18 protein-coding genes and 1 pseudogene are annotated in these 22,487 nt (G+C 42.0%); 4 read left to right on the top strand and 15 right to left on the bottom strand.

The genetic code is table 11. The annotated features are described in order from the left end of the window. The first annotated feature begins 60 nt into the window (after positions 1-60). A complete protein-coding gene (locus KNL20_RS04335) occupies positions 61-1,974 on the top strand; it encodes a PfkB family carbohydrate kinase (RefSeq protein ID WP_230399400.1) in 1,914 nt (637 codons plus the stop codon). Between the two features lie 6 nt (positions 1,975-1,980). Here the strand turns inward: KNL20_RS04335 and KNL20_RS04330 are convergent, their stop codons facing one another. Genes KNL20_RS04330 through KNL20_RS04320 form a run of 3 tightly spaced genes read right to left on the bottom strand, consistent with a single transcriptional unit; the run spans position 1,981 to position 4,945 of the window. Beyond that, positions 1,981-2,763 carry an ABC transporter ATP-binding protein gene (locus KNL20_RS04330; RefSeq protein ID WP_230399399.1) on the bottom strand — a complete coding sequence of 261 codons (783 nt, stop codon included), beginning with the start codon at positions 2,761-2,763 and terminating at the stop codon, positions 1,981-1,983. Then, positions 2,760-3,779 (bottom strand): FecCD family ABC transporter permease, encoded by a 1,020-nt coding sequence (locus KNL20_RS04325; protein ID WP_230399398.1) that lies wholly within the window; start codon positions 3,777-3,779, stop codon positions 2,760-2,762. Before KNL20_RS04325 ends, KNL20_RS04330 begins: the two co-directional genes overlap by 4 nt. 14 nt (positions 3,780-3,793) lie before the next feature. Then, positions 3,794-4,945, bottom strand: a complete 1,152-nt coding sequence (locus tag KNL20_RS04320) for an ABC transporter substrate-binding protein (protein WP_230399397.1) — start codon at positions 4,943-4,945, stop codon at positions 3,794-3,796. A 193-nt stretch (positions 4,946-5,138) separates the two neighbouring features. Here KNL20_RS04320 and KNL20_RS04315 point away from each other — a divergent pair, with 193 nt between their 5' ends. From KNL20_RS04315 to KNL20_RS15965, 3 genes are all read left to right on the top strand, one after another. Beyond that, entirely contained in the window at positions 5,139-6,029 is an 891-nt protein-coding gene (locus tag KNL20_RS04315) for a class I SAM-dependent methyltransferase (protein ID WP_230399396.1), read from the top strand. Between the two features lie 105 nt (positions 6,030-6,134). Next, on the top strand, positions 6,135-7,112 hold the full coding sequence (locus KNL20_RS15970; RefSeq protein WP_329957503.1) for an AAA family ATPase: 978 nt from the start codon (positions 6,135-6,137) through the stop codon (positions 7,110-7,112). An 8-nt stretch (positions 7,113-7,120) separates the two neighbouring features. Further along, positions 7,121-7,831: a PD-(D/E)XK nuclease domain-containing protein gene (locus tag KNL20_RS15965; RefSeq protein WP_329957502.1), complete on the top strand. Its 711-nt coding sequence runs from the start codon at positions 7,121-7,123 to the stop codon at positions 7,829-7,831. Between the two features lie 404 nt (positions 7,832-8,235). On the opposite strand, the gene KNL20_RS04305 is transcribed toward KNL20_RS15965, so the two are convergent. The 12 genes and pseudogenes from KNL20_RS04305 to KNL20_RS04250 form a co-directional block, all read right to left on the bottom strand. Next, positions 8,236-9,684, bottom strand: coding sequence for a DEAD/DEAH box helicase (locus tag KNL20_RS04305; RefSeq protein ID WP_230399395.1), 1,449 nt, complete (start codon positions 9,682-9,684; stop codon positions 8,236-8,238). A 38-nt stretch (positions 9,685-9,722) separates the two neighbouring features. Next, a complete protein-coding gene (locus KNL20_RS04300) occupies positions 9,723-10,406 on the bottom strand; it encodes a Crp/Fnr family transcriptional regulator (RefSeq protein WP_230399394.1) in 684 nt (227 codons plus the stop codon). 75 nt (positions 10,407-10,481) lie between these two features. Further along, on the bottom strand, positions 10,482-12,023 hold the full coding sequence (locus KNL20_RS04295) for a nitrite/sulfite reductase (RefSeq protein WP_230399393.1): 1,542 nt from the start codon (positions 12,021-12,023) through the stop codon (positions 10,482-10,484). A gap of 78 nt (positions 12,024-12,101) precedes the next feature. After that, a complete protein-coding gene (gene asrC / locus KNL20_RS04290; protein WP_230399392.1) occupies positions 12,102-13,064 on the bottom strand; it encodes a sulfite reductase subunit C in 963 nt (320 codons plus the stop codon). A 14-nt stretch (positions 13,065-13,078) separates the two neighbouring features. Further along, entirely contained in the window at positions 13,079-13,873 is a 795-nt protein-coding gene (gene asrB / locus KNL20_RS04285; RefSeq protein WP_230399391.1) for an anaerobic sulfite reductase subunit AsrB, read from the bottom strand. Beyond that, positions 13,870-14,858, bottom strand: a pseudogene (gene asrA / locus KNL20_RS04280) (anaerobic sulfite reductase subunit AsrA). The gene asrB and the pseudogene asrA overlap by 4 nt, the downstream one beginning before the upstream one ends. 433 nt (positions 14,859-15,291) lie before the next feature. After that, entirely contained in the window at positions 15,292-15,588 is a 297-nt protein-coding gene (locus tag KNL20_RS04275) for a hypothetical protein (protein ID WP_230399390.1), read from the bottom strand. A gap of 329 nt (positions 15,589-15,917) precedes the next feature. Then, positions 15,918-16,904, bottom strand: a complete 987-nt coding sequence (locus KNL20_RS04270; RefSeq protein WP_230399389.1) for a transposase — start codon at positions 16,902-16,904, stop codon at positions 15,918-15,920. Between the two features lie 281 nt (positions 16,905-17,185). Next, positions 17,186-18,940 (bottom strand): glycoside hydrolase family 2 protein, encoded by a 1,755-nt coding sequence (locus tag KNL20_RS04265; protein ID WP_230399388.1) that lies wholly within the window; start codon positions 18,938-18,940, stop codon positions 17,186-17,188. Positions 18,941-18,974: 34 nt separating this feature from the next. Then, positions 18,975-19,826: a carbohydrate ABC transporter permease gene (locus KNL20_RS04260; RefSeq protein WP_230399387.1), complete on the bottom strand. Its 852-nt coding sequence runs from the start codon at positions 19,824-19,826 to the stop codon at positions 18,975-18,977. A 22-nt stretch (positions 19,827-19,848) separates the two neighbouring features. After that, entirely contained in the window at positions 19,849-20,784 is a 936-nt protein-coding gene (locus KNL20_RS04255) for a carbohydrate ABC transporter permease (RefSeq protein ID WP_230399386.1), read from the bottom strand. A 92-nt stretch (positions 20,785-20,876) separates the two neighbouring features. Continuing rightward, positions 20,877-22,277, bottom strand: coding sequence for an ABC transporter substrate-binding protein (locus KNL20_RS04250; RefSeq protein ID WP_230399385.1), 1,401 nt, complete (start codon positions 22,275-22,277; stop codon positions 20,877-20,879). Positions 22,278-22,487 lie beyond the last annotated feature (210 nt).

Here is a 22,487-nt window from a genome sequence, read left to right as displayed (position 1 = left end):
TTCTATTGACAAACCTCCGGAAATCCTTCATAATGTAAAAAAACAGAAAGAGGATACATCATGACAATAAAAGAAATCGCAAGCCTGGCCGGAGTATCAATTTCAACGGTTTCTAAAATCATTAACAATAAAGATCAGAATATCAATTCGGAGACACGTAACCGGGTGTTAAAGATTGTAAAAGAATATAATTACACTCCATATGGCATGGTAAAAGACCTTTCCAACGCAAAAACCTTTCTGCTCGGAGTGCTTCTTCACACAGCTTCCCAGACAAACCTGATGCTTACCGGTATTCTCCAATCTGCGCAGGAGCACGGATATAATATCCTGCTTTTTGACAGTAAAAGCAGCACAGAAACAGAGTTAAAACACATTACTTCTCTTATAAAGAACAGGGTGGATGGATTGATTTGGGAACCGGTGGAGGACAGCAGCAAGCAGCATGAGCATTATTTTCTGGATCAGAATATCCCCCTCTGTTACATAGGCGGTTCTGATTCCTTTCCTTCTTATAACATTGATTTTGCACAGATGGGCTATGAATTAACGCAAAAGCTTCTGGAACACAAGCACACGAAAATCGCCTGCCTTCTCAAAGAAAAAAGCCGGCGCTCTCAGTTGGTTGCAAAGGGCTTTAAAAAATGCCTTTTCGATCATCAATTACCTTATACGGACAGCATGCGGCTTTATATTTCAGATCCTGACTATATGCAAAAGCTTCCAACGTATCATATAACAGGAATTGTCAGTTCCCACTATGCTTCATCTCTCATGCTTTTTGAACAGATGAGCAGAATGCACCATTATGTTCCTTCGGATTTATCACTGGTAAGTTTAAAGGATGATGTACGGGAAGCAATCTCTTATCCCAATATCTCCAGTCTGAAGATACCCTATCGGGAATTCGGATACTATGTATGTAGTGATTTGATTAAGAAATGTGAAAAAATTCAGGACGAGGAGCCTGCTTATCTCTTTCATGCTGCAAGCGATTTTGACAGCGAGGTCAGTATAAGTACTCCTTCCTACCTCCGCTCAAAAAAGATTGTTGTCGTAGGAACCATTAATATAGACTGTACCTTTAATGTGGACATGCTCCCTCAGTCCGGAAAAACCACACGGATTTTAAGCACCGCTACTACTCTGGGCGGTAAGGGAGCCAATCAGGCAGTAGGAGTCTCCAAGCTCGGACGTGAAGTCTCTTTAATTGGGGAAGTGGGAAATGACGCTGACTCATCATTGATTTATGAGACACTTGAAAAGGAACATGTCCTTACGCAAGGGATTCATCGGGATTTAAAATCACAGACCGGCAGAGCTTATATCTATCTGGAGAATGACGGGGAAAGTGCGATAACCATTCTTTCCGGTGCAAATGGCAATCTGTCTCCTGAAAACATTCAAAACAGGCAGCATCTCTTCCGCAATGCCGGATACTGCCTGCTTTCTTCAGAGCTTAGTCTGCCCGTTATAAGCGAGGCTGCAAAGACCGCAAAAAAATATGGAGCACAAAATATACTGAAACCGGCTGCATTGAAAACAGTTCCGGAAAAATTGATGAAAAACATAGATATTCTGGTACCAAACCGGAAAGAGGCCTCTGTCCTCTGCCCGCAATTTCAAACAATAGAAGAACAGGCAGAATACTTTTTTCAGAATGGTGCCAAAACCATTATTATTACACTTGGTTCTAAAGGCTGTTATCTAAAAACCGAAGGAATTGAAAAATACTTCCCGGCGGCTGATTTCGTCTCCGTAGATACCACCGGAGGAGCCGATGCCTTTATCTCTGCATTAGCCTCCTACCTCATAGAGGGGTATACTTTGGAGGAATCGGTAAAAATCGCAACTTATGCAGCCGGATTTTGTATTTCCAGGCAAAGCGTGGTACCCGCATTGGTTGACCGCGGTACACTTGAAACTCATATCAGACAGCGGGAACCGGAACTTTTGAGACATATGAATGTATGAATTGCATCACAGATCCAGGCACGGTACGAATAGAGATACCATGCCGTTTTCCGTGCTGATATTTTTCAGTTCCACCGTGATTCCGTAAATGTTTTTGATCACTTCCGGCTTTAATACCTCTATCGGAGCACCGCTCAGAACAATGTTATTGTTTTTTAAAACCAGAACCTGGTCGGCAAATAGCAGAGCGTGCTCCGGATTATGGGTTGAAAGGATAACCAGATAGCCCTGCTCTGCAAGTTTCTTCACCTTCTCCATGATACGAAACTGATTTCCATAATCCAGATTTGCGGTGGGTTCATCCATAATCAGAATATCCGAATTCTGAACCAGAGCCCGTGCAATGAGGACAAGCTGGCGCTCACCTCCGGACAGATTCGCATATCCACGCTCTGCCAGATGAGAAATGCCAAGCATTTCAAGTTTCTCAAAAACAAGCTGCCTCTCTTTTTCCCCGGGCGTATGAAAATTTTCCATCAGAGGATTTGTCCCCATCAGTACGGTTTGAAATACGGAGTAGTTGAACGTGGGGAGGTTTGCCTGAGGAATGTAGGATATCATACGAGCCATCTCCTTGACAGATTTCTTTTTACAATCCTCCCCATCCACAAGAATCTCACCTTCATAGCCCTTAAGCAATCCAAGAATACAGCGGAATAAGGTTGTTTTCCCCGCACCGTTTTCTCCAAGAAGACAGACACACCGTTTCGTATCGGCTGAAAAATTTACACAATTTAAAATCTTCCGGGTTTTGTATGAGAAACTGAGATCTTTTACAGTAAGCTTCATATCTTATCCCCCCTGTTTAATATCAGATACAGGAAAAAGGGAGCCCCGACAAAAGCTGTCAGAATACCGATTGGAATTTCCTGTGTAGCAAGCAGCCTTGCAAAATCATCAACAGTCATCAGAAAACTCGCTCCCATAAGCATGGACATCGGGAACATCACACGATAATCATGTCCGACTGCCAGCCTGGCAAAGTGGGGAATCACAAGTCCCACCCAGCCGATCATACCACTGATTGAAACACATGCCGATGATATCAGCGTCGAGGCTGCCACAATGATAATCCGCATGACCTTTGTATTGATTCCCATGGAACGCGCTTCATCTTCCCCGACCGCAACCAGATTCATTTTCCATCTCAGCAAATACAGCACAAGCATACCAAGGCATATCGGAATACTGGCATATATAAGTTCGTTAACACGAATGGATGAAATGCTTCCCATCAACCAGTAAGTGATAAGTGGCAGTGTATTATTCGGGTCCGCAATCAATTTGATGTATGAGGTACCGGAGGAGAACAGTGAACTGATCATGATTCCGGCGAGTACCATACCAAGCGTCGGATTTTGTTTTACTCTGGTACTGATCAGATAGGCAACGATTACCGCCAAAAGTCCGCAGATAAATGCGTTGACAGATACCATTGCAAAATTAAGCCCCAGCAAAAGGGAAAATGCGGCCCCAAAACCTGCACCGGCAGAAGCGCCCAAAACATCCGGTGATACCATAGGATTACGGAACAAACCCTGATAAGCAGCTCCTGCTGATGATAGCCCTGCACCAATCAGTGCACCTGCCAGTATACGGGGCATACGGATCTTGAAAATTACAAGTTCAATATCGTCCGCCCAATCTTTGGGCGCACCTGTAAGCTTACCCCACAGAACGTGCAGAAGCTCCGAGGGGGAAACAGGATACTTTCCAAGAGCAAAGCTTGCCACAAACACCGCGATAAATAGAATTCCGGCCAAAAACAAAAAACACTTTCCCCTTCTTTCAGATGTACCAGCCATCTGCTGACCTCCAATCATTCCTTGTTCTTCGAATTTGCAAGCAGCTGGTCAACTTGTTCGTCGCTAAGATCGCAATGGTAAAATAATTTATAGAATTCCTTTATTTCTTCGTTCATGTCGTATGAATACACCTCGGGATAAAGTAGATTTCCCAACCACTTAAGTCCGATGATACGATTCACTGACGGCGGCTGTCCCATAAAGCTATAGGGTCCTTGCGGAACCTCATAATACTTTTGATTTTTAATTGCATCAACGCCCTGCCATTCAGCTCTGGTTCCGGCATCCGAATAAATACTTCCCGGCGCAAACAAGACCACTTCGGGCTGCCACAGCATCAATTGTTCCATAGAAATATCACTTGCACCTCCCCTGACACTTTGTTCAATATCAGCCACATTTATCCCACCTACGGCATCAATCACATCTGCATGTACGGTACCTTTAACAAAGGCGGTAAGGCCGGCATCCCCCTGCCCATAATATACCTTAACCTTGTCTGCGTCCGGAATTGATGCAGATTTCCCCTTAACCTCCGACAGTGTCTCCTCCACATAGGATGCAAGTTTTTCAGCCTGCTCTTCTTCTCCTACAATTTTACCCAGAGTCCGATACGCTTCAGCCATGGAGTCCAGCTCCATATGTACGAATATGGAAGGAATACCGGTTTTATCCTGAACGCCTTTCATATCTTCTTTCGCAGATGGTTTCATCTCACCGACGTCAATAACAATCTGAGGTTTCGCTTTCATGATTGCTTCCATATTTAAAGTATCACCATAAAAATTTCCGAATACCGGAAGCGACCGATAGGCGTCATCAATATACCCAGCCTGATTATCACTCATCTCCGTTGCAAGACCTACCAGCTTATCAGGACATAAGGTATACAAAACAACCTGTGCCAATGGCCCCGAAGGAGCGATTCGGCTGATTTCCTTCGGGATCTCTACCTCCCTGTCAGTAGAATCCGTAAATCTGACAGTATTCTCTTTTGAACTGTCGGAAGCTGCGTCAGAGCTCTTAGATGTGGAGAAGTCCGATTTCTCCGATACAGAAGCGCTCTCCTGCCTGGATGAGCTGTCGTCGGCAGCTGTACCTCCACAGCCTGCTCCCACAAGCACCATAGAGCAGACCAGCATCAGACTCAGAAATGTTTTCTTCATTTTCAATTTCCATTTTCCCCTTTCTTTTCGTTGTATTTTTAAAAATATAACGTAGATTCTTTTATTATATAGCATGCATACAGAAAGTCAATACGATATCAAAAACAAAAACGGACTCATAGACAAAACAAGCACGATGACCTATACTGAAGAAAAGATGCCAGTTGAAAATATAAGAAAAGGAGCAGCTATAATGGACGGTAAGAACATGGAACAGGATCGGGAATATTTTCAGAAATTATGGGAATATCATCGCCCGGACAGTATGAAACACACAGCCGAAATCTGGGACAGCCGCGCCGGGGAATGGAGTCTGGAGCTGGAAACAGACACTTCATTTCGAAGGAAATTAGATGAACGTGTTAAAACAGTGACCGAGTACCTGGAAAAGCAGGGGGTTTTGAAGAGCGGAAGCGATGTCATTGATATCGGTTCGGGAAGCGGACGTTTTGTTGTGGAATTTGCAAAAAGATCTGGTCACGCTACCGGAATTGATATTTCTCCGGAAATGTTAATCCTCGGAAAAAGATATGCCGAATCAGAAAGCACACCTAATACTTCATTTATCGAATGTGACTTTAAACAGGCAGATATTGATGCTTATGGATGGCGAAAAAAGTTTGACCTGGTATTCTCCTCTATGTCGCCGGCTGCAGGAAACTTGAATGCACTTAAAAAGATGATTGCTATGAGCAGAGGGTCTTGTTTTAACTGCAGTCCCATTCAGGAAGAAGACGAGCTGAAAAATCTGATTGCGCATACGCTGTCAGGTAAGAGCAGCACACATGAATCTCTTTGGAACCACCGTCACTTTTACAGCCTGTTTAATCTGTTATGGCTTGACGGGTATCTTCCGATAACCTCCTATCATACACAGGAAGTGGAGGAAAAACTGGACATCTCTGAAAGTTTGATCTCCTATTATATATCACATTTTGAGAGACGGTTTCCACAAATGCCAAATCTGGAAAGAAGGATCTCTGAGCTTCTTATGGAAAACGCAGATTCCGAAGGGAAAATTCTTCAAAAATCCAGGCATTTATACGGTTGGATCTTATGGGATGTCAATAAAAAAAGAGGTTGATATTCCGGTTGGAAATTTTATAAAGCTTTTCTTGTACCACAGGTGCTGATATGATATTATAGTTAAGATTTAAATCAATCAGATGCCTGGAGGAATGTACATAGTATGAAGCCGGTAGTTTCTATAGGAACACAAGATTTTGAATTTTTAAGAAAGAATAACTACTTTTTAGTTGACAAAACCGAATTCATTAAAGAATGGTGGGAGAACGGAGACGCGGTTACACTCATTACCCGTCCACGGCGCTTTGGTAAGACCTTAAATTTAAATATGCTCAAGTGCTTCTTCTCCAAGCAGTATACCGGAAGGAGTGATTTATTTGAAGGCCTTTCCATCTGGGAAGATGAAAGCTACCATGAACTTCAGGGCAGCTATCCGGTGATTTTTCTAAGTTTCGCGGATATAAAAGGCAATACTTTTGAAGTGGTCAGGAGCAGTATTATCCAGAAGCTCGTAAAACTGTTCAGTATGCATGCTTATGTAAAAGATGAAAGAATACTGAATGAAGAAGACTGGGAATTTTTGCGTTCTGTAAAGACAGATATGAAAGATGATGTTGCGGCCTTGACAATAAATTACCTTTCTGATTATATGAGCCGCTACTACGGCGAAAAGGTACTGATATTTCTGGATGAGTATGATACACCCATGCAGGAAGCCTATGTTAATGGATACTGGAAAGAACTGACTACCTTTATCCGCAGTCTGTTTAATTCTACCTTTAAGACAAATCCTTACTTAGAGCGAGCGGTATTAACCGGTATCACCAGGGTAGGCAAGGAATCTATTTTTTCAGATATGAATAATCTGGAAATTGTTACTACTACATCAGATAAATACACTGCGGCGTTTGGTTTCACCAAAGAAGAAGTGTTTCATGCTTTGAAGCTTATGGGAATGGAGTCAGACATGCCCCGTGTGAAAGACTGGTATGATGGCTTTATCTTTGGTGGACGAACGGTTATCTATAATCCGTGGTCCATTACAAAGTTTTTAGATTCAGGAGAGCTCGGAACCTATTGGGTGGACACAAGTTCCAATAAACTGATATCGGATTTAATCCAGGAAGGGCCCCAAAGATAAAGATGCAGATGGAAGATTTGCTTGCGGGCAAGAGCCTGAATGTACAATTAGATGAGCAGATAATTTTTGACCAGTTGCGAAAGAAGAAAGGTGGAATTTGGAGCCTTTTACTGGCAAGTGGATACTTGAAAGCTGAAAGCACACAGTTTGATCCGGGCAGCGGCAATTCTGCCTATCAGCTGCGGATTACGAATCATGAAACCATGCTGATGTTCAGAAATATGATTGAGGGGTGGTTTCCTGAAGAGGATGAGTCCTATGCTAACTTCCGAAAAGCATTTCTGATGGGCGATCTTGGTTACATGAATCAATTTATGAACGAAGTTATCCAGGATACCTTCCGTAACTTTGATACCGGGAAACGTCCACCTGAAAAAGCCAATCCGGAGCGTTTTTATCACGGCTTTGTACTGGGGCTGATTGTAGATCTGGGATCCACATACCACATCACCACCAACAGGGAGAGTGGGTTCGGACGATATGACGTGATCATGGAACCCAAAAGTCCGGGTGACAATGCCTACATTCTGGAATTTAGAGTATTCAATCCTCATAAAGAAAAAGATCTTGCGGAGTCTGTGCAAAACGCACTTGCTCAGATCGAGGATGAACAATATGATACCCAATTGATTGCCAGGGGGATTTCAGAAAATAGAATCAGATACTATGGCCTGGCATTTGAAGGAAGGAAAGTTCTGATCCGGCAGCGGTGGCGCTGATATACTCTTTTTGAAAAAACAGAAATGCAGCTTGCTTTTTTATTGAGCTGCATTTCTCATTAAATATAAGTAGGATATGGGACAGAATCAGCTCCTGTGTAGCTTCTTCTCCTGACAGTTCTCCCACAATTTTCCCCTCATTCATGACATAAATCCAGTCACTCATACCCAGTACCTGCGGCAATTCGGAAGAAATTATCACCACAGATTTGCACTTTGTTGTGCTCCACCACTGCCTGGTAGGCACAGGTAGCATTCAATTCATTTAAGCAAATGATAATGTCATACTCGATGCCCAGATTATAGCTGTCCGCTCCCACAAAGCTTAATTGGCTGCTCCTGGTACCATCTCATCTTTGCTGCAAAAATAGAGCTGCCGCAAAAGTAATGCGACATGCTTCAATTTAAACTCTTTTCACCTTCTTAACCTTTCTGATTTTTCCCTTGATTGGCTTCTCTTGCAATGCCGCTAAGGCCATCTGTCCTTTTCCATTTAAAATTTCTACATATGTTAAGCTCTCTCTAATATCAATAATCCCAATATCATCCGAATTCAGTTCTTTTAGATTACATAGTGCACCTACCACATCGCCTGCTCTCATTTTAGATTTTTTACCGCCGCCAATAGACAGACGCATGATATGATGATTCACAGCATCACCTTTTCGCTTTTGAGGTATATCGCCTTGTTTTTGTTTTTCCCAGAATGCCTTTTCCTGGTACTTATCTATGTCAGGGCGCTTGGCAGTTGCCAGCGTCATATCGATATAAAGCTCAACCACCTGCTGCATGCGCTTTTCTGCCTCACCCACCAGACTGACTGCCTTTCCGCTATTGCCATTTCTTCCGGTTCGTCCGACGCGATGTAGATAGGTCTCTTTCCCGGTCGGAAAATCATAGTTTACAACAAGAGATACTCTTTCGATGTCTATCCCTCTGGCCGCAACATCGGTGGCTATCAGATAACGGTAACGGTTCGTCCTGAAACAATCTATCATTCTGAGGCGTTCACTCTGCTCCATTTCGCCATGCAGCATTCCACAGGAAACTCTGTCTCTTTTCATCTTCTGGTATAATACGTTCACCATTTCCCGCGTGGCACAAAAAATCATGCAGCTGTCCGGGTTCTCTTGTATCAATATCCGAATTAACGCTTTATACTTATCCTCCGCTTCTACCTCGTACACAACTTGTTCAATCGCAGTTGTAATTGCTGTTTTCGATTCCAATATTACTGAAACGGGCTCCGGCATATACCTTTCAGTCAAATCATTAATTCGATGATCCATCGTTGCAGAAAACAGTAAAATCTGTTTTTCACCTGGCAGACGTTCTATAATTTCGTTCACTTCCTCTGCAAAACCCATATCCAGCATAAGATCCGCTTCGTCAATGATCAGATATCTTATCTTCTGCAATTTCAAACTATCTCTTCTGATATGATCCATCACGCGCCCCGGTGTACCTACTACGATATGGGACTTTTGCTTTAAAGTCTGAATCTGCTTATCAATTGGAAATCCGCCTAATAACGCAGGAACCTTCAGCCGTTTTTTTCGCCCGATATAAAATATCTCTTCCTGCACTTGTACCGACAACTCTCTGGTTGGTTCTAAGACCAATACTTGCGGATAATTTTCCTCCCAGCAGATCTTTTCACAGATAGGAATTGCGAACGCTGCAGTTTTCCCTGTTCCTGTCTGTGATTTTGCAATCACATCTTTTCCGCCTAATATGAGCGGGATTACTTTCTGCTGAATCTCAGTGGGATTGTGAAATCCGAGCTGGTTAAGCGTTTCTAACAGCTGCTCAGATAACGAATACTGTTGAAACGTATTTTCATTTTTTAACATATTTCTCCTTATCTCAACAGGGCTTCCAAAAACATTTTCTATTCTAAGTTTTTTAATAGTCGAAATAAATTTTTATCAAAATCAATAAAACCTTCCTTTTGCATTATATTTAACTCTCTGGTCAACGCACTTCGGTCTGCGCAAAGATATTCGGACAACTGCACGCGCCCAAACGGAATTACAAAAGATAAGCTGTTCTGCTTCGATGATTCCTGTAATAAATATGTCGTAATCTTCTCTTTTAATGTTTTCTTGGATAAAATATCCACTTTATCCATTAACGCAATATTCTTTTCGGCAATCATTGTAATCATATTCTCGATCAGCCTGTGATGAAATTTACAGGCCATCGTACAAGAATGCATGATATGAACAAAGGGCAGAAATATGATTTTAGAATCCGATGCTGTCTGAAAAGATACGGTAGCATTTCTGTTCACTCCGCAGGCAAAACTCTCTCCAAATAATTCCCCTTTTTTCATTGAAACCAACAAAGTTTTATTCCCCCAAAGGTCTTCCCTTATCATGTGGACTTTTCCAGAGAGCAATATTCCCACTACCTCTACATTATCATCAGTCATGATGATATACTGCTTTTTTTTATAATCTTTAATATATGCACCGATGCAGCCAAGCATAGCTTCCAGTTCTTCATACTCTATGCCGTGAAATATTTTCATCCTGCTCAGTTCAGAGATATAATCTTTACACATATTCTGCATGATGGCACCTCCATATACATATGTATATTTTAGCAGTTTCCTGTTATGTTGCAAGTGCATCATCATGTTTTTTGTTTAAATACTATATCTTGTAATCAGTTCTTCCATGAATTCCGTATGCGCTTTGATCCATACTTCATATTTCATGTCTGCTTCTATTAATGTATCTGCCAACTCTCGTAAAAAACAGGGAATATCAGCCGCCAGTATAAATGTATCTGACTCTGCAATTACTTCGTGGTACTGTCTCTCACATCCGCCCCAATATATGCAATATGCTGGTTCCACTCCTTTTTCTGTCCGCTTCATCACTCCCCGGAATCCAATTGGTGCCGATTGATGGGCAGCGCAGGATGAGATGCAGCCGGAAATATGAATCTTAGGTAATAAATCTGCTGATATAATTTCTTCAGGTATTTCCTTCAGACATGTTTGAAGAAGCTGCTGAGAATCGCACACACCAATCGCACACCTGTTTTTTCCAACACAGGATACGGATGCTCCAAATTCTGAATATGCAGTATCTTTCTCTGTCAGGGAATATAACTTTTCAGCCTCTTGTGCATTACAGTTTATGATATACATTCCCCCATCCGGGGACAGACGGATTTCCGTTCTCTCCATATCCTTTATAAGCCTATCTAGTTTTTTCAATCTTTCCAGATTCAGAAATCCGCCCTGAGGATGATAATAAACAGCATACAGGCCCTCCTGTTTTTGGCTATATATCCGGAAATTCTCCTTTAAAACCCCCTTTTGCTCTTTATCAATTTTATTATTCTTAACCTGAACATCCAGGTCCTGCGTCTCCTCCAGTTTTCCGGCCTTTTCCACCAGGATATCTTTTATTCTTTCTGAGCCAAGGGTGTCTTGTAGATATCTTACCCTGGCCCTGTTCCTGTTTTCATAATCTCCATATTCTGTAAAAATTTCAACCATTGCGCCAATATAATACAGAACCTTTCGGGCAGGAATACTCTCTTTGATTAAGATACCAAGCTTTGGATGATTCCCAAGGCCTCCGGCAGCATAAACACGAAACGTTCCATCCTGATTTGCAGCAAACCCGAGATCACGAAATGTTACATGTGTCAGATTTTTGGGTGAATTTGAGAATCCAACCTTTAGTTTTCTAGGAAAATTTATACGGCCTGCAAAAGAAAGCAGGTACTCACTTGCCGCCTCAGCATAAGGAAGAACATCGAAATATTCCCCACGCTCGACTCCTGATAAGGGCGAACACATGACATTTCTCGGATGATTTCCACCTCCGCCCCGAGTATAAATTCCTGCTTTCATAACATCAGGCACAATCTTTCTAACGGCATCCAGCGAAATATCATGGAGCTGCAGAGACTGACAGGTGGTCATCTTAATCGTAGGCACATCGTTTTGTACGCAATTATATATGATACATCTAATCTGGTGTTTTTGCAGCCTTCCACCCGGGATTCTCAGGCGAAGCATCTGTGTGTGTCCGCCCCGTTGTGGATAGTTGCCAAAACCACTTGATATTGCTTTATACTCCGATACGCTTATTACTCCTTTTTCCAGCTCATGGGATTTTTGCTCCAGCTCTTTCAAATCCTCCAAAAAACGTTCCTGTTCATGATTCATTTCAACTCGCGGCTCCTCGCTTCTATTTTGATGTTTTTCTGTTCTTTCTTGCCTCTGCTGCCTTCAGTATATGATACATCAATATTTCACACCGCCCCAGTATATCGGCGAACTCACTTCTGCTATTTCGGGAAGGTTGACATCTTTCAATGCCCATTTTTTGAATTTCTCAAATCCGGTACGGTCTACAATGTACCCAATATGCTCTTTTCCACCCGGTGCATCCGGATCAATATATTTTTCCACATAATCATACGTATTCAGGATGATCTTGATGATACTGTCTTCATCGATCCATTTGATAAAATCCTGACCCATTCTCGGATTTTTCTTTCCTGTGCGGCCTAAAAGTGTCAGACGATAATATTTCTTATCGCTTCTTGTCCATGCCATATTCGGGCAGTTCAATACACACTCACCACATCCGATGCATTTCTCTGTGTTTCTCTGTGGATGATAATTTACCGTCTTCAGCGCACCTACCGATTTCTTTGTGCATGCTTTTACACACGCACCGCAGCTGACACATCGCTGCGGATCAAACTGAGGCTCTGTCATTCCCATGATTCCAAAGTCATGCATTCTGACCTTTGCACAATCATTTGGGCATCCGGTCAATGCAATCTTAAAGTGAAGATCATTCGGGAAGACCTCCTTTTCTATCCGCCTTGCAAATCCGGTCGTATCATAACACGCAAACGGACAGACACGATTTCCAATACATGCCGTGATGTTCCTTGTTCCGGAAGACGGGTATCCCTCTCCTTCCTGTTCCTGATTGATTTCAAGACCGTCGATCAGGTTCTGCAGTGCCTGGTTGACTTCCGGCATCTTTTCATACGGGATTCCCGGTATCTCAAAGCCCTGACGACTGGTGATATGTATCGTACCATTTCCATAGGTCTCGGCAATCTCCTGGATTTTTCCCAGATATTTTGCCTCCAGATGTCCGCCCGGCACTCTGATTCGGGATGCCGTCAGACCTCGTTCTTTTGTCACACGGAACGCATTTTTCTTTAATTTCTTTGTAGTAACATCCATGACTTTCGAACCTCCTAATCGATCAGTGTCTTTCCTTTTGTATAGTTAAATACCGGTCCATCCAGACAGATATAAGTACCACCCACTTTACAATGGCCGCATTTTCCCAGCCCACAGCACATCTTTCTCTCCTGTGATACCCAGATATTCTCCTCCGGGATATCAATTCCAAGCAATCCCTGTACAGAGAAGCGCATCATGGCCGGCGGTCCCACTACAATTGCTGCTGCTCTCTTTGGATTCTCCAGTTTTATCTGCGGAATATACTGTGTTACAAGTCCTACCTGACATACCATATCATCTTCTGCACAGTCTACCGTCAGGATAACATCCATCGTCTGTTTCCAGCGTGCAAGATCCTCAAGGAACAAAATATCATGAGGAGTCTTGAATCCGCAGATCAGTGTCATTCCCCTTCTCTCTTCCGGATGACATGCAAAATAATCCACCACTCCGCGTACAGGAGAAAGTCCGGTTCCGCCTGCCATCACGACCAGTTCCTTTCCCTTGTATAAATCCACATCAAAACCATTTCCATAAGGTCCTCTAAGGAAAAGAATCTCTCCCTCATAATTTTCAAAAATCTCATCTGTGACTTTTCCCACCTTTCGGATTGTAAGATCTACAGAATCTTCTGTGATACCACTGACAGAGATTGGAGCCTCTCCATATTTTGGAAGAGAAACTTCAAAAAACTGTCCCGGTTTTACTTCTCCTTTGTAAGCCATCCGAAATGTATATTCAATATCCGTGTGTTTGATGACTTCCAGAATTTCAGATGAAAAAGGAAGATAATCGTTTTTTATCATGATTCCGTAACCTCCTTACTGGCATTTTCCAGTTTATTCACACAGTTCGAAAATGAAATATATTCCGGGCAGATATCATCGCAGCGTCCGCATCCTACGCACATGTGATATCCATTTCTCTGTTTATAATCCAGCACTTTATGAAGCACTTTGAAACGCATCCGTTGTCCGTTTTTCTGGCGATAGCTTCCTCCCCCGCCACATCGGTAAATCCATCCACCATACAAGATGCCCATACCCTGCGGCGTTCTCCCGCCTTTCCATTCTCACTGTAGAACAGATCCTGCATGGTGAAGCAAGTGCAGGTCGGACAGACAAAGTTGCAGCGTCCGCAATTGATACAGCGTTCGTCATATTCGTCCCACATACTGCTCTTTGCCACAGCGGCACTTAAGTTTTCCGGAATCTGTACCTTGATATCGTTTTCTGTCACATACTGTGGTGTAACCACATCTTCTTTACACTCCAATTTCGCCAGCTGCTCTTCCCAGTCACTTTCTTTGCAATTCATCCGGTATCTTCCAGCTTCCCCTACGTCAATGCTCAGGTCATAATTATCCGAATAATTACTGCTCATGCTCACACAGAAGCAATTTTCAAAAGAATGGCTGCATCCCATAAGTATAATCTTCAGGTTCTCTCTGAGCTTCGCATAATAATGATCTGCCGGCCCATTATGCAGATACATATCGTCCAGTCGTTTTAGTGCATGCAGGTCACAGCTTCTTAGAAAGACTACTGCACCCTTAACTGTAGAATCCGGTTCTTTTACCTCATTTTCTGTAAAAAAGAATAGTGTTTGGGAGACAGGATTCAAAATCTCTTTAAAAGAGTAATCCGATTTTTTGTCAAATACAATTTCCTCCATACAAGTTACTTCTCCATAACGGATGCAGTCTGTATCGGAAAAACGACCTTTTCCGGGAAAATATTTTGGTGCATAAACGTGATACTTCTGCTGTAAATCTCTTAGGAAAAGATTCATCTGCCTTTCATCTGCCAGAAATCCCATAGTATACCTCCAATTCATGATTACTTGTTCTACATTTGTTAATAAAATATCACTTTTATTCCTGATAGTATGTTGCCGGTGCAACGTATTTTGAGATTATTTCCAAACACAAAAGGCAGTACTCCCACGATAGGTAAACCGGTATACCGGCATAGTAATCTCCTGTATAGTTCTTATCCAGAATAATCAGTCCCACTATTTTTAATCCATATGTATTATTCTCCTGGATAATTCCCACTGTCTTTGTGGCCATTTGACTGGTAGTGATAATGCCAAGTGTCCGGTTTCCATTTTCCTGTAGTTTTCTTTGAGAAATCCCTTCCAGGCCACTCTGAATGCATAACTAAGTACTATATGTAACGCCCACGCCGCAAGAAATACAAATTTTGAAAACTGTGGTGCAATTCTAAGCAGATAAAGACTGATGGAAATCAACTGCACGTACGCCTTCCAGCAAGATATCGGAATCTGTTCCTTCCATATAGGTTACTCTGGTATCTGGAATCGTAATCTCTGCCCCTTGCCTGTCCTCCGTAACATACACAATAACCACACCAAGAATCGGACAGTTGCTTTTTGCCAGCGGAAACGGTCCCGCATATATAAGATTAAAATTTTTAATGTTCGTAGTGCAGATTATATCCGAAATGGTACACTGTCCGGCCAGAAAATGCGTCAGTCCCATAGTTCCTTTCTGACTCACTTTTGTTCTCCCCATCAGCACGGATTTCCTGAGATCCGCGTCAATCAGCAGAACGCGTTTACCGCTTTCCGGCTCTTTATGAGTTCCGCCAACCCTAATATAGCTGCGGATAAAAAGATGACTTCCTTTTTACTCCACAGCTCTTTAATAAGTTCCACTAAATTAATTTCAATTAAATCTTTATCCTGTTGATTTGCTCTGAATTATCTTTTTATACATAACCCTTGTGGCATGCCCCCGCTTCCTAAAGTGTGAAGGCTTCTCGTCAAATAACCTGTTGCTTATTGATACGAGCTAACTCCGTGTGCCCCACGGTTCATCCATTATGTTCACAAATAAGATGCCGGAAATGCAGGCTCATGCATTCTTTCTTTGGTTATCACTTTCCCCTGCTCTTCTAATTTATATTTCAAAAAAGAGGTGAACATCCCCCAACCGTTATTTACAACTCTTTCCGAAAGCTCCGAAGTCTGCAATCCTGTATTTATGTCCACCGCTTCAATACACACCACGTCATAGGCATTGGCTATCTGTCTGGACGCCTTATGTAAATAGTCTTTTCTCTGATTTGCAATCTTTTCGTGAACGACAGCAACCTTCTTTTTCTGTTTTGTATAACGATTACTTCCCCGCATGCAGCGGGAAAGTCTTTCCTGCTCTATTTTCAATTTTTCCATAGATCGTTGATGATTTTTCTGAAATACATTTTCAACCACGATTTCCTCTGATGATACAAACAAATCCTCCACGGAAAACCCTATGCTAATAAGTCTGTGTGCGTCTACTGTTTCAATTCTATTTTCATATTCAAATAGAATTGAGGCATAATATTTTCCGGTAGGAGTTTTGCAAATTGTGGCGGATTTCAAAGCATACCCTTCAGGGATCTCCCGATGTTGTCTGACCTTTAATTTACCCAGCTTTGGCAGAGCCAGATACCCTTTGTCCAGACGGATATTTTGATTGACACAGATGGTGCTATAAGAACAGTAACTGTTTTTCCTGGTTTTATATCTCGGATAACCCACCTTGCTGTCACTATAAAAATTCCGAAAAGCAGTATCCAGATGTCGTAAAGACTGCTGTAAAGCTATACTGTCAACCTCTCTTAAAAAACCATTTTCTTTTTTTAGCAAAACAAGATCTTTCGTACAATCCATATAGGATATTATCTTTTTCTCTAATTGATATGCTGCTTTTCGCAAAGAGAGGTAATAATTATAAACGAAGCGAACACAACCAAAGGTTTTTGTTAATAATTCTTCCTGTACAGCATTCGGGTAGATTCTGAATTTATATGCTTTATAACAGGTCATCGTTGTTCTCCTGATTCTTGCCCTGTAATATGTATCTCTAATTCGTTCAAAAATATATTGTACATGCAAAAGATAAAAAAAAGATGCACTATCTGCCGAATATGCATTTTTATCCGTCGAATAAATTTCAGGAGCATAATTTTGTTCAAAAAAATAATCCCGCCAAGGAGTCATATACTCTTTATCGGGATAGCTTATAAGTACTTTCGGCTATAGCAGGACCGTCATTTGATTTTTTCAAAAAGAGCAGAGCACATATTCCAAGTATGCTCTGCTCCTGTTTAGTTTCTTAATGCATTAATTTCCTTTATTTTGTTTACATCAACCTTAGGAACATGGTTCATATCAAGGAGACCATTCACCTCCTGATACACATCTGTAAGCTGGGTATAGCAAAAGCCTGATATCTCCGGTATTTCCATTATGGCTGTCGTCACCTCTCGATAGCGTTCAATCAATGTCTCCACACTTTTTTCAGGTTTGTCGTAACCCCAGTTTTCACCATTACTGGTATCAGAGGCAAGTGCAATTCCTCCATACTCCGTCATCATAAACACATTTTTACTTTTATCATATCCACTTCCATATGCAAAGAGGCGGCGGCTGCCCGGAAACATACCTTCCGGATGTTTCATATTTTCCTCAGTATATTTTTGTGCAATCCTATTTCCGTTTCCCTGATAATCATGGATTCCTACGATATCCGTCTTTATATTTTCCCATCCATCATTTGTGCTTACCAGCCGGGTCGGATCCATGGCTTTTGACAGATAATATAGTGCAAGGCCAAAGCTCTGCTGCCTTCTGTCGGTAAGAATCTTACGAACGCCCCAGGATTCGTTCAGCGGAACCCATGCAATGATACTTGGATGATTGAAATCTCTTTTAATGAACTCTTTAAAATCCCTGGTTATATTGTCAATCTCCTGATCACAATATTCATATGCACTTGGAACTTCACCCCATACCAGTAATCCCAGTCGGTCTGCCCAGTAATAATAACGTGGGTCCTCTATCTTTTGATGTTTTCTGGCGCCGTTAAATCCCATTTTCCTGGTCAAAAGAATATCCTGTTTTAACGCTTCATCAGAAGGGGCTGTAAGTCCGCTTTCTTCCCAGTATCCCTGATCTAAAACCATTTTCAGATAACAGGGGAAATTGTTGATCAAAACTTTTCCGCAATCAACGCTGACCTTTCTCATACCAAAATAAGTTTCCACCGTATCCAGAACCCGTTCTTCCCGGATTAAGCTGATACTCATATCATATAGATTCGGATGTTCCGGAGACCAATAATGCACTTCGTCAATAAAGTCTTCCGGTTTAATTCCAATCAGCACCTTGGTCCTGTGCCCATCTACAGAGACGGAAAGCGTTTTAACAAGCTTTCCCTGATAGCTAATTGTAAATTCCAGGGTGTCATACCGCTGAAACTCATTGCTCGTAACCATCGCTTCCACTGTATCCGTATCAATATCCGGTATCAGCTTTATTGCTTCAATCGGGCATCCTTCTACCGCTTCAAGCCATACATTCTGCCAGATTCCGGTACTCGGTGTATACCAACAGCGACTCCCTTCTTCTTCCCAATACTGCTTCCCTCTTGGCTGCACTGTATCCGGATAATCAACTGCTTCTACCACAATCGTATTTTGCTCTTTGATTCGTTCCGTAATTTCAAATTGAAACGGTGTATAACCGCCCTCATGGTCTCCCATATAAGTTCCATTCATCCATACGCTTGCCTTATAATCCACAGCACCAAATTTTAAGAAAATCCGTTTTCCATTCATGGCTTTTGGTACCATAAATACTTTCTTATACCATACTTTGTCGTTGAACACTTTTTCCTGAATTCCGCTTTTTTTCGTCTGATATGTAAAAGGCACTATAATCTTCTTAGAAAAGGTAGAATCATTAATCCATTCATCCAGAGAATTCATCCTGTTCTCTTCAAAGTCAAATTGCCATTCTCCGTTTAAACTGTACCAGCACTCTCTTTTAAAGTCTGGCCGTGGATAATATTGTTCGTCCATTGCTTTTCTCCTGTCTTTATTCTCTAAGCATATCCTATTTTATCGTTCCTGCCGTCATGCCTGCCACCATATATTTTTGTGCAAACAAATACATCACAAAGATGGGAATGGATATCAGGACCAAAGATGCAAATATAGTCCCCATATTGGACACCCCTGCAAATGCCGTATACTTTTGCGGAAGCAGCGTTAATGTCATCTCCTCTGCACGGTTAATCATTACCAGCGGAAGGAGGTAATCATTCCAGCTGCCCATAAATGCAAAAATCAGAGATGTAGCAAAAGCCGGTTTTGACAAGGGCAGCATCATCCGGGTAAACACTTTCCGCCTGGAGCATCCATCAATCACCGATGCCTCAATCATCTCATCACTGATTTCATCCATAGAATTGCGCAGCAGCATCATGGTCATGGGAATTGCGGCTGCAACATGGGGACCAATCAGACAAAACTTTGTATTCAGAAGTCCCATATTTTTTGAAGTAATGAAATACGGCACGATAAAACCTGCCGCCGGCATCATCATCCCTACAAGAGTAAGCATATATAAAAATTCTTTTCCCTTGAAATCCATCTTGGAAAATGCAAATGCAGCAAGTGACGCAATTGAAAGTACTACTACCATATCTATAAATGTAACCGTCAAAGAGTTGCCAAGGTATACCCAGAAATTCGCAATGTCACTCATATACCCATTCACAACACTGAATGTGTCTGCTTCAAACAAAACCTTGTGATAATTGCCCCAGCCCCCACTTTTGAAGGATAACTGGATAATTTTACAGAGTGGATACAGCCAGATCACCAGCATGAATGTACAGAAAACCTGAGGTAAGATATTGGCCCTTATCTGATTCTTTTTTCTTACTATCCCGTGTTTTTTCATTTCTCTTTCAACTCCCATTTATCTAATAATCTGTATTCCTGCGTTGGATATACAGATTTATCCCGGCAAGGAACAGCGCAATTAACAGAATCACTACAGAGATAGCAGATGCATATCCCGCCTTGAATTCCAAGATATAGCTACGGTACAACATAGTTGTAAGCATTTCTGACTTTCTGGCAGGACCTCCCTGCGTAATCAGCCAGACAATATCAAAGGTTTTTAATGTACCCACAATCCCAAGAATAATAACGGTAACATGCGTAGATGTCAAAAGAGGAAGTGTAATGTGACGGACCATACGAAGATTAGAAGCCCCATCTACTTTCGCCGCCTCCATCACTTCCTTTGGAACAGACAGCAATCCCGTAATATACAACGTCATAGAGAATCCCACATAAGTGTAAATATTCGCAAGTATAACAGCAAAAAGGGCGGTCTTAGGATTGCCTGTCCAGTCAATGGCAAGGCTGCCCAGTCCCATCCCACGAAGGGTCTCGTTGAGAAAACCGTTTTGAAAATTATACATCTGATTAAATGCCGTTCCTATTACAACAAGTGCCAGAACATTTGGAAAGAATATAACAGAACGCACCAGTCCCTTTCCAAAGACTTTCGTATATGTAAAACAATAGGCAAGAATAAAGCCCAACACTGCCTGAAGCGGAATTGTAATAATAAAGTATATCGCCGTATTTTTCAACGCAAGTTTGAAATAGGGGTCTTTTACCAGTTTTACATAGTTCTTAACCCCCACGAAAAGCTTATCCGCACTTACCCCATTCCACTCAAAAAGGGAAGTTTTAATATTAAATGCCATCGCGTAATAGGTAAAGACCGCCAGAAACAGAAATACAGGCAATATATATAGATACGCCGTCTTCGTATTTCCTAAAACACCATGCTTTTTCATGATCCTTTTTTGTTTTTTCTGGTGTCTGTCTTTGTGTTTATCCATCTACAGAAACCTGCCTTTCCCGGCAATCCCAGGCACCGGAAACCTTACTCCATGATTCTCCATGGGCGGTTCCCGACCTGGCTGCCTTTCCTCTATCTGCTCATACCTGCCGATGCAGTCTGAACAGTCTCTAATGCTTCTTCCGGTGTCATGATCCCACTGGCAACTGACACCAATGCATCATCCAACGCATTGGATACATCCGGATACTGTATCTCTCTCGCACCGGAGTTGTTCTCTACATAATCCTGAAACATTTTTACAGCCTCTTTTTCATCCTCTCCATTTAAGCTGGCGATGCCTTCCTCCAGACTGATATCTTTTGCAGCCGGAAGAACCTGAAGTGTATTACTGAATACCTCATGGCCTTTTCCTTCCGCCATCCAGGATACGAATTCAAATGCTGCTTTCTTTTCTTCCTCTGTTGCATTTTTGTTGATACCCCATGCAATATCCACAGTAGCCACCATATTAGGCTTACAGCCTTCTTTCACCGGTGGCAGTGGAAATGCTCCAAGATGCGTATCAGGATCGCAATTGCCATTGGCAGCCTCCCCTTCTATTGTTGTCTTTGTCATACTTGAGCCATGCCATGTTCCACAGTTTTCCATAATATAATACTTTTTACCGTCGGTTCCTCCCATCATCATATTATCATTGATTTCAGGATAAAGGGCCGTACCAAGAGAGCCTTCTGCAAAGAATCCTTTATCAAACATCTCTTTCCAGATATTCATGCCCTCTACGAATTCCGGATCGGTAAAGCTTGTCTTGCCTTCTATAGCATCATAAATCTTTCCGGGAGCAAGCTGATTCATGATGCTCATATATATATCCCGGCATGTCCATCCTTCTTTTGCACCAATTGCAACACCCGGAATCATCTGCCCATCCGCTTTGGATTTTTCGATAATATCATAAACCTCGTCCATCGTCTCAGGCACCTTTGTAATTCCTAACTTTTTAAAAGCATTTACGTTATATTCGATTGCCGGTGCTGCTGTCATACCTCCCGGAAGAACCGTATAGTCATCACCCGACCACCGGCACTGCTCCAGAGCTGTATCTAAGAATAAGCTTTCCCAGTCAGCGCCCCATTTTTCCTCTGCATAGGGCGCAAGTGGCTCGCAGAATTCCTTGAACTGATTTGCTCTTGCACCAACCTGCATTGCCAGGACAGTGGGGCCTTCTCCTGCCGGAAGTGCGGCAGAATACTTTTGGAAAACGTCTCCCGCTTCGCCCACATGTGTAATATCCAGATGAATCTCCGGATGGTCTTTCTCCCATGCTTCAAGAATTGCATCAAGCTGGACACCATCTGTAGGAATCCATTTCCACAGACTGATTGTTATACCATCCTTTCCGCTTCCCCCGGCATCCGTCTCCGCCTTCGGGGACGATGTGCCTTCGGTCTGTTTTTTCTGTGGACCACATCCCACAATGGAGAACACCATAACCCCTGCAAGCAATAAGCTTAAGACTCTCTTCTTCATTTCTTTTCCTCCTGAGTTTTTATTAATAACAATATTTATGTTTTTAATTAGCATTATAATATCATTTATATGTACTATTGTCAATATTTTTTATTTTTTTAAATATTTTTGTGCGTTATTATTAATTAATAACAATTTTATTGTTTTTATATCTTTTTTTCATCCTCATGGACAGCGAGTATCGTATATGATATTATTGTTATAGTTCGA

The organism is Novisyntrophococcus fermenticellae (genome assembly GCF_018866245.1).
Taxonomy (GTDB): Bacteria; Bacillota; Clostridia; order Lachnospirales; family Lachnospiraceae; genus Novisyntrophococcus; species Novisyntrophococcus fermenticellae.
Note: the sequence above shows the minus strand (reverse complement) of the source record. Positions and strands in the feature narration are given on the sequence as shown.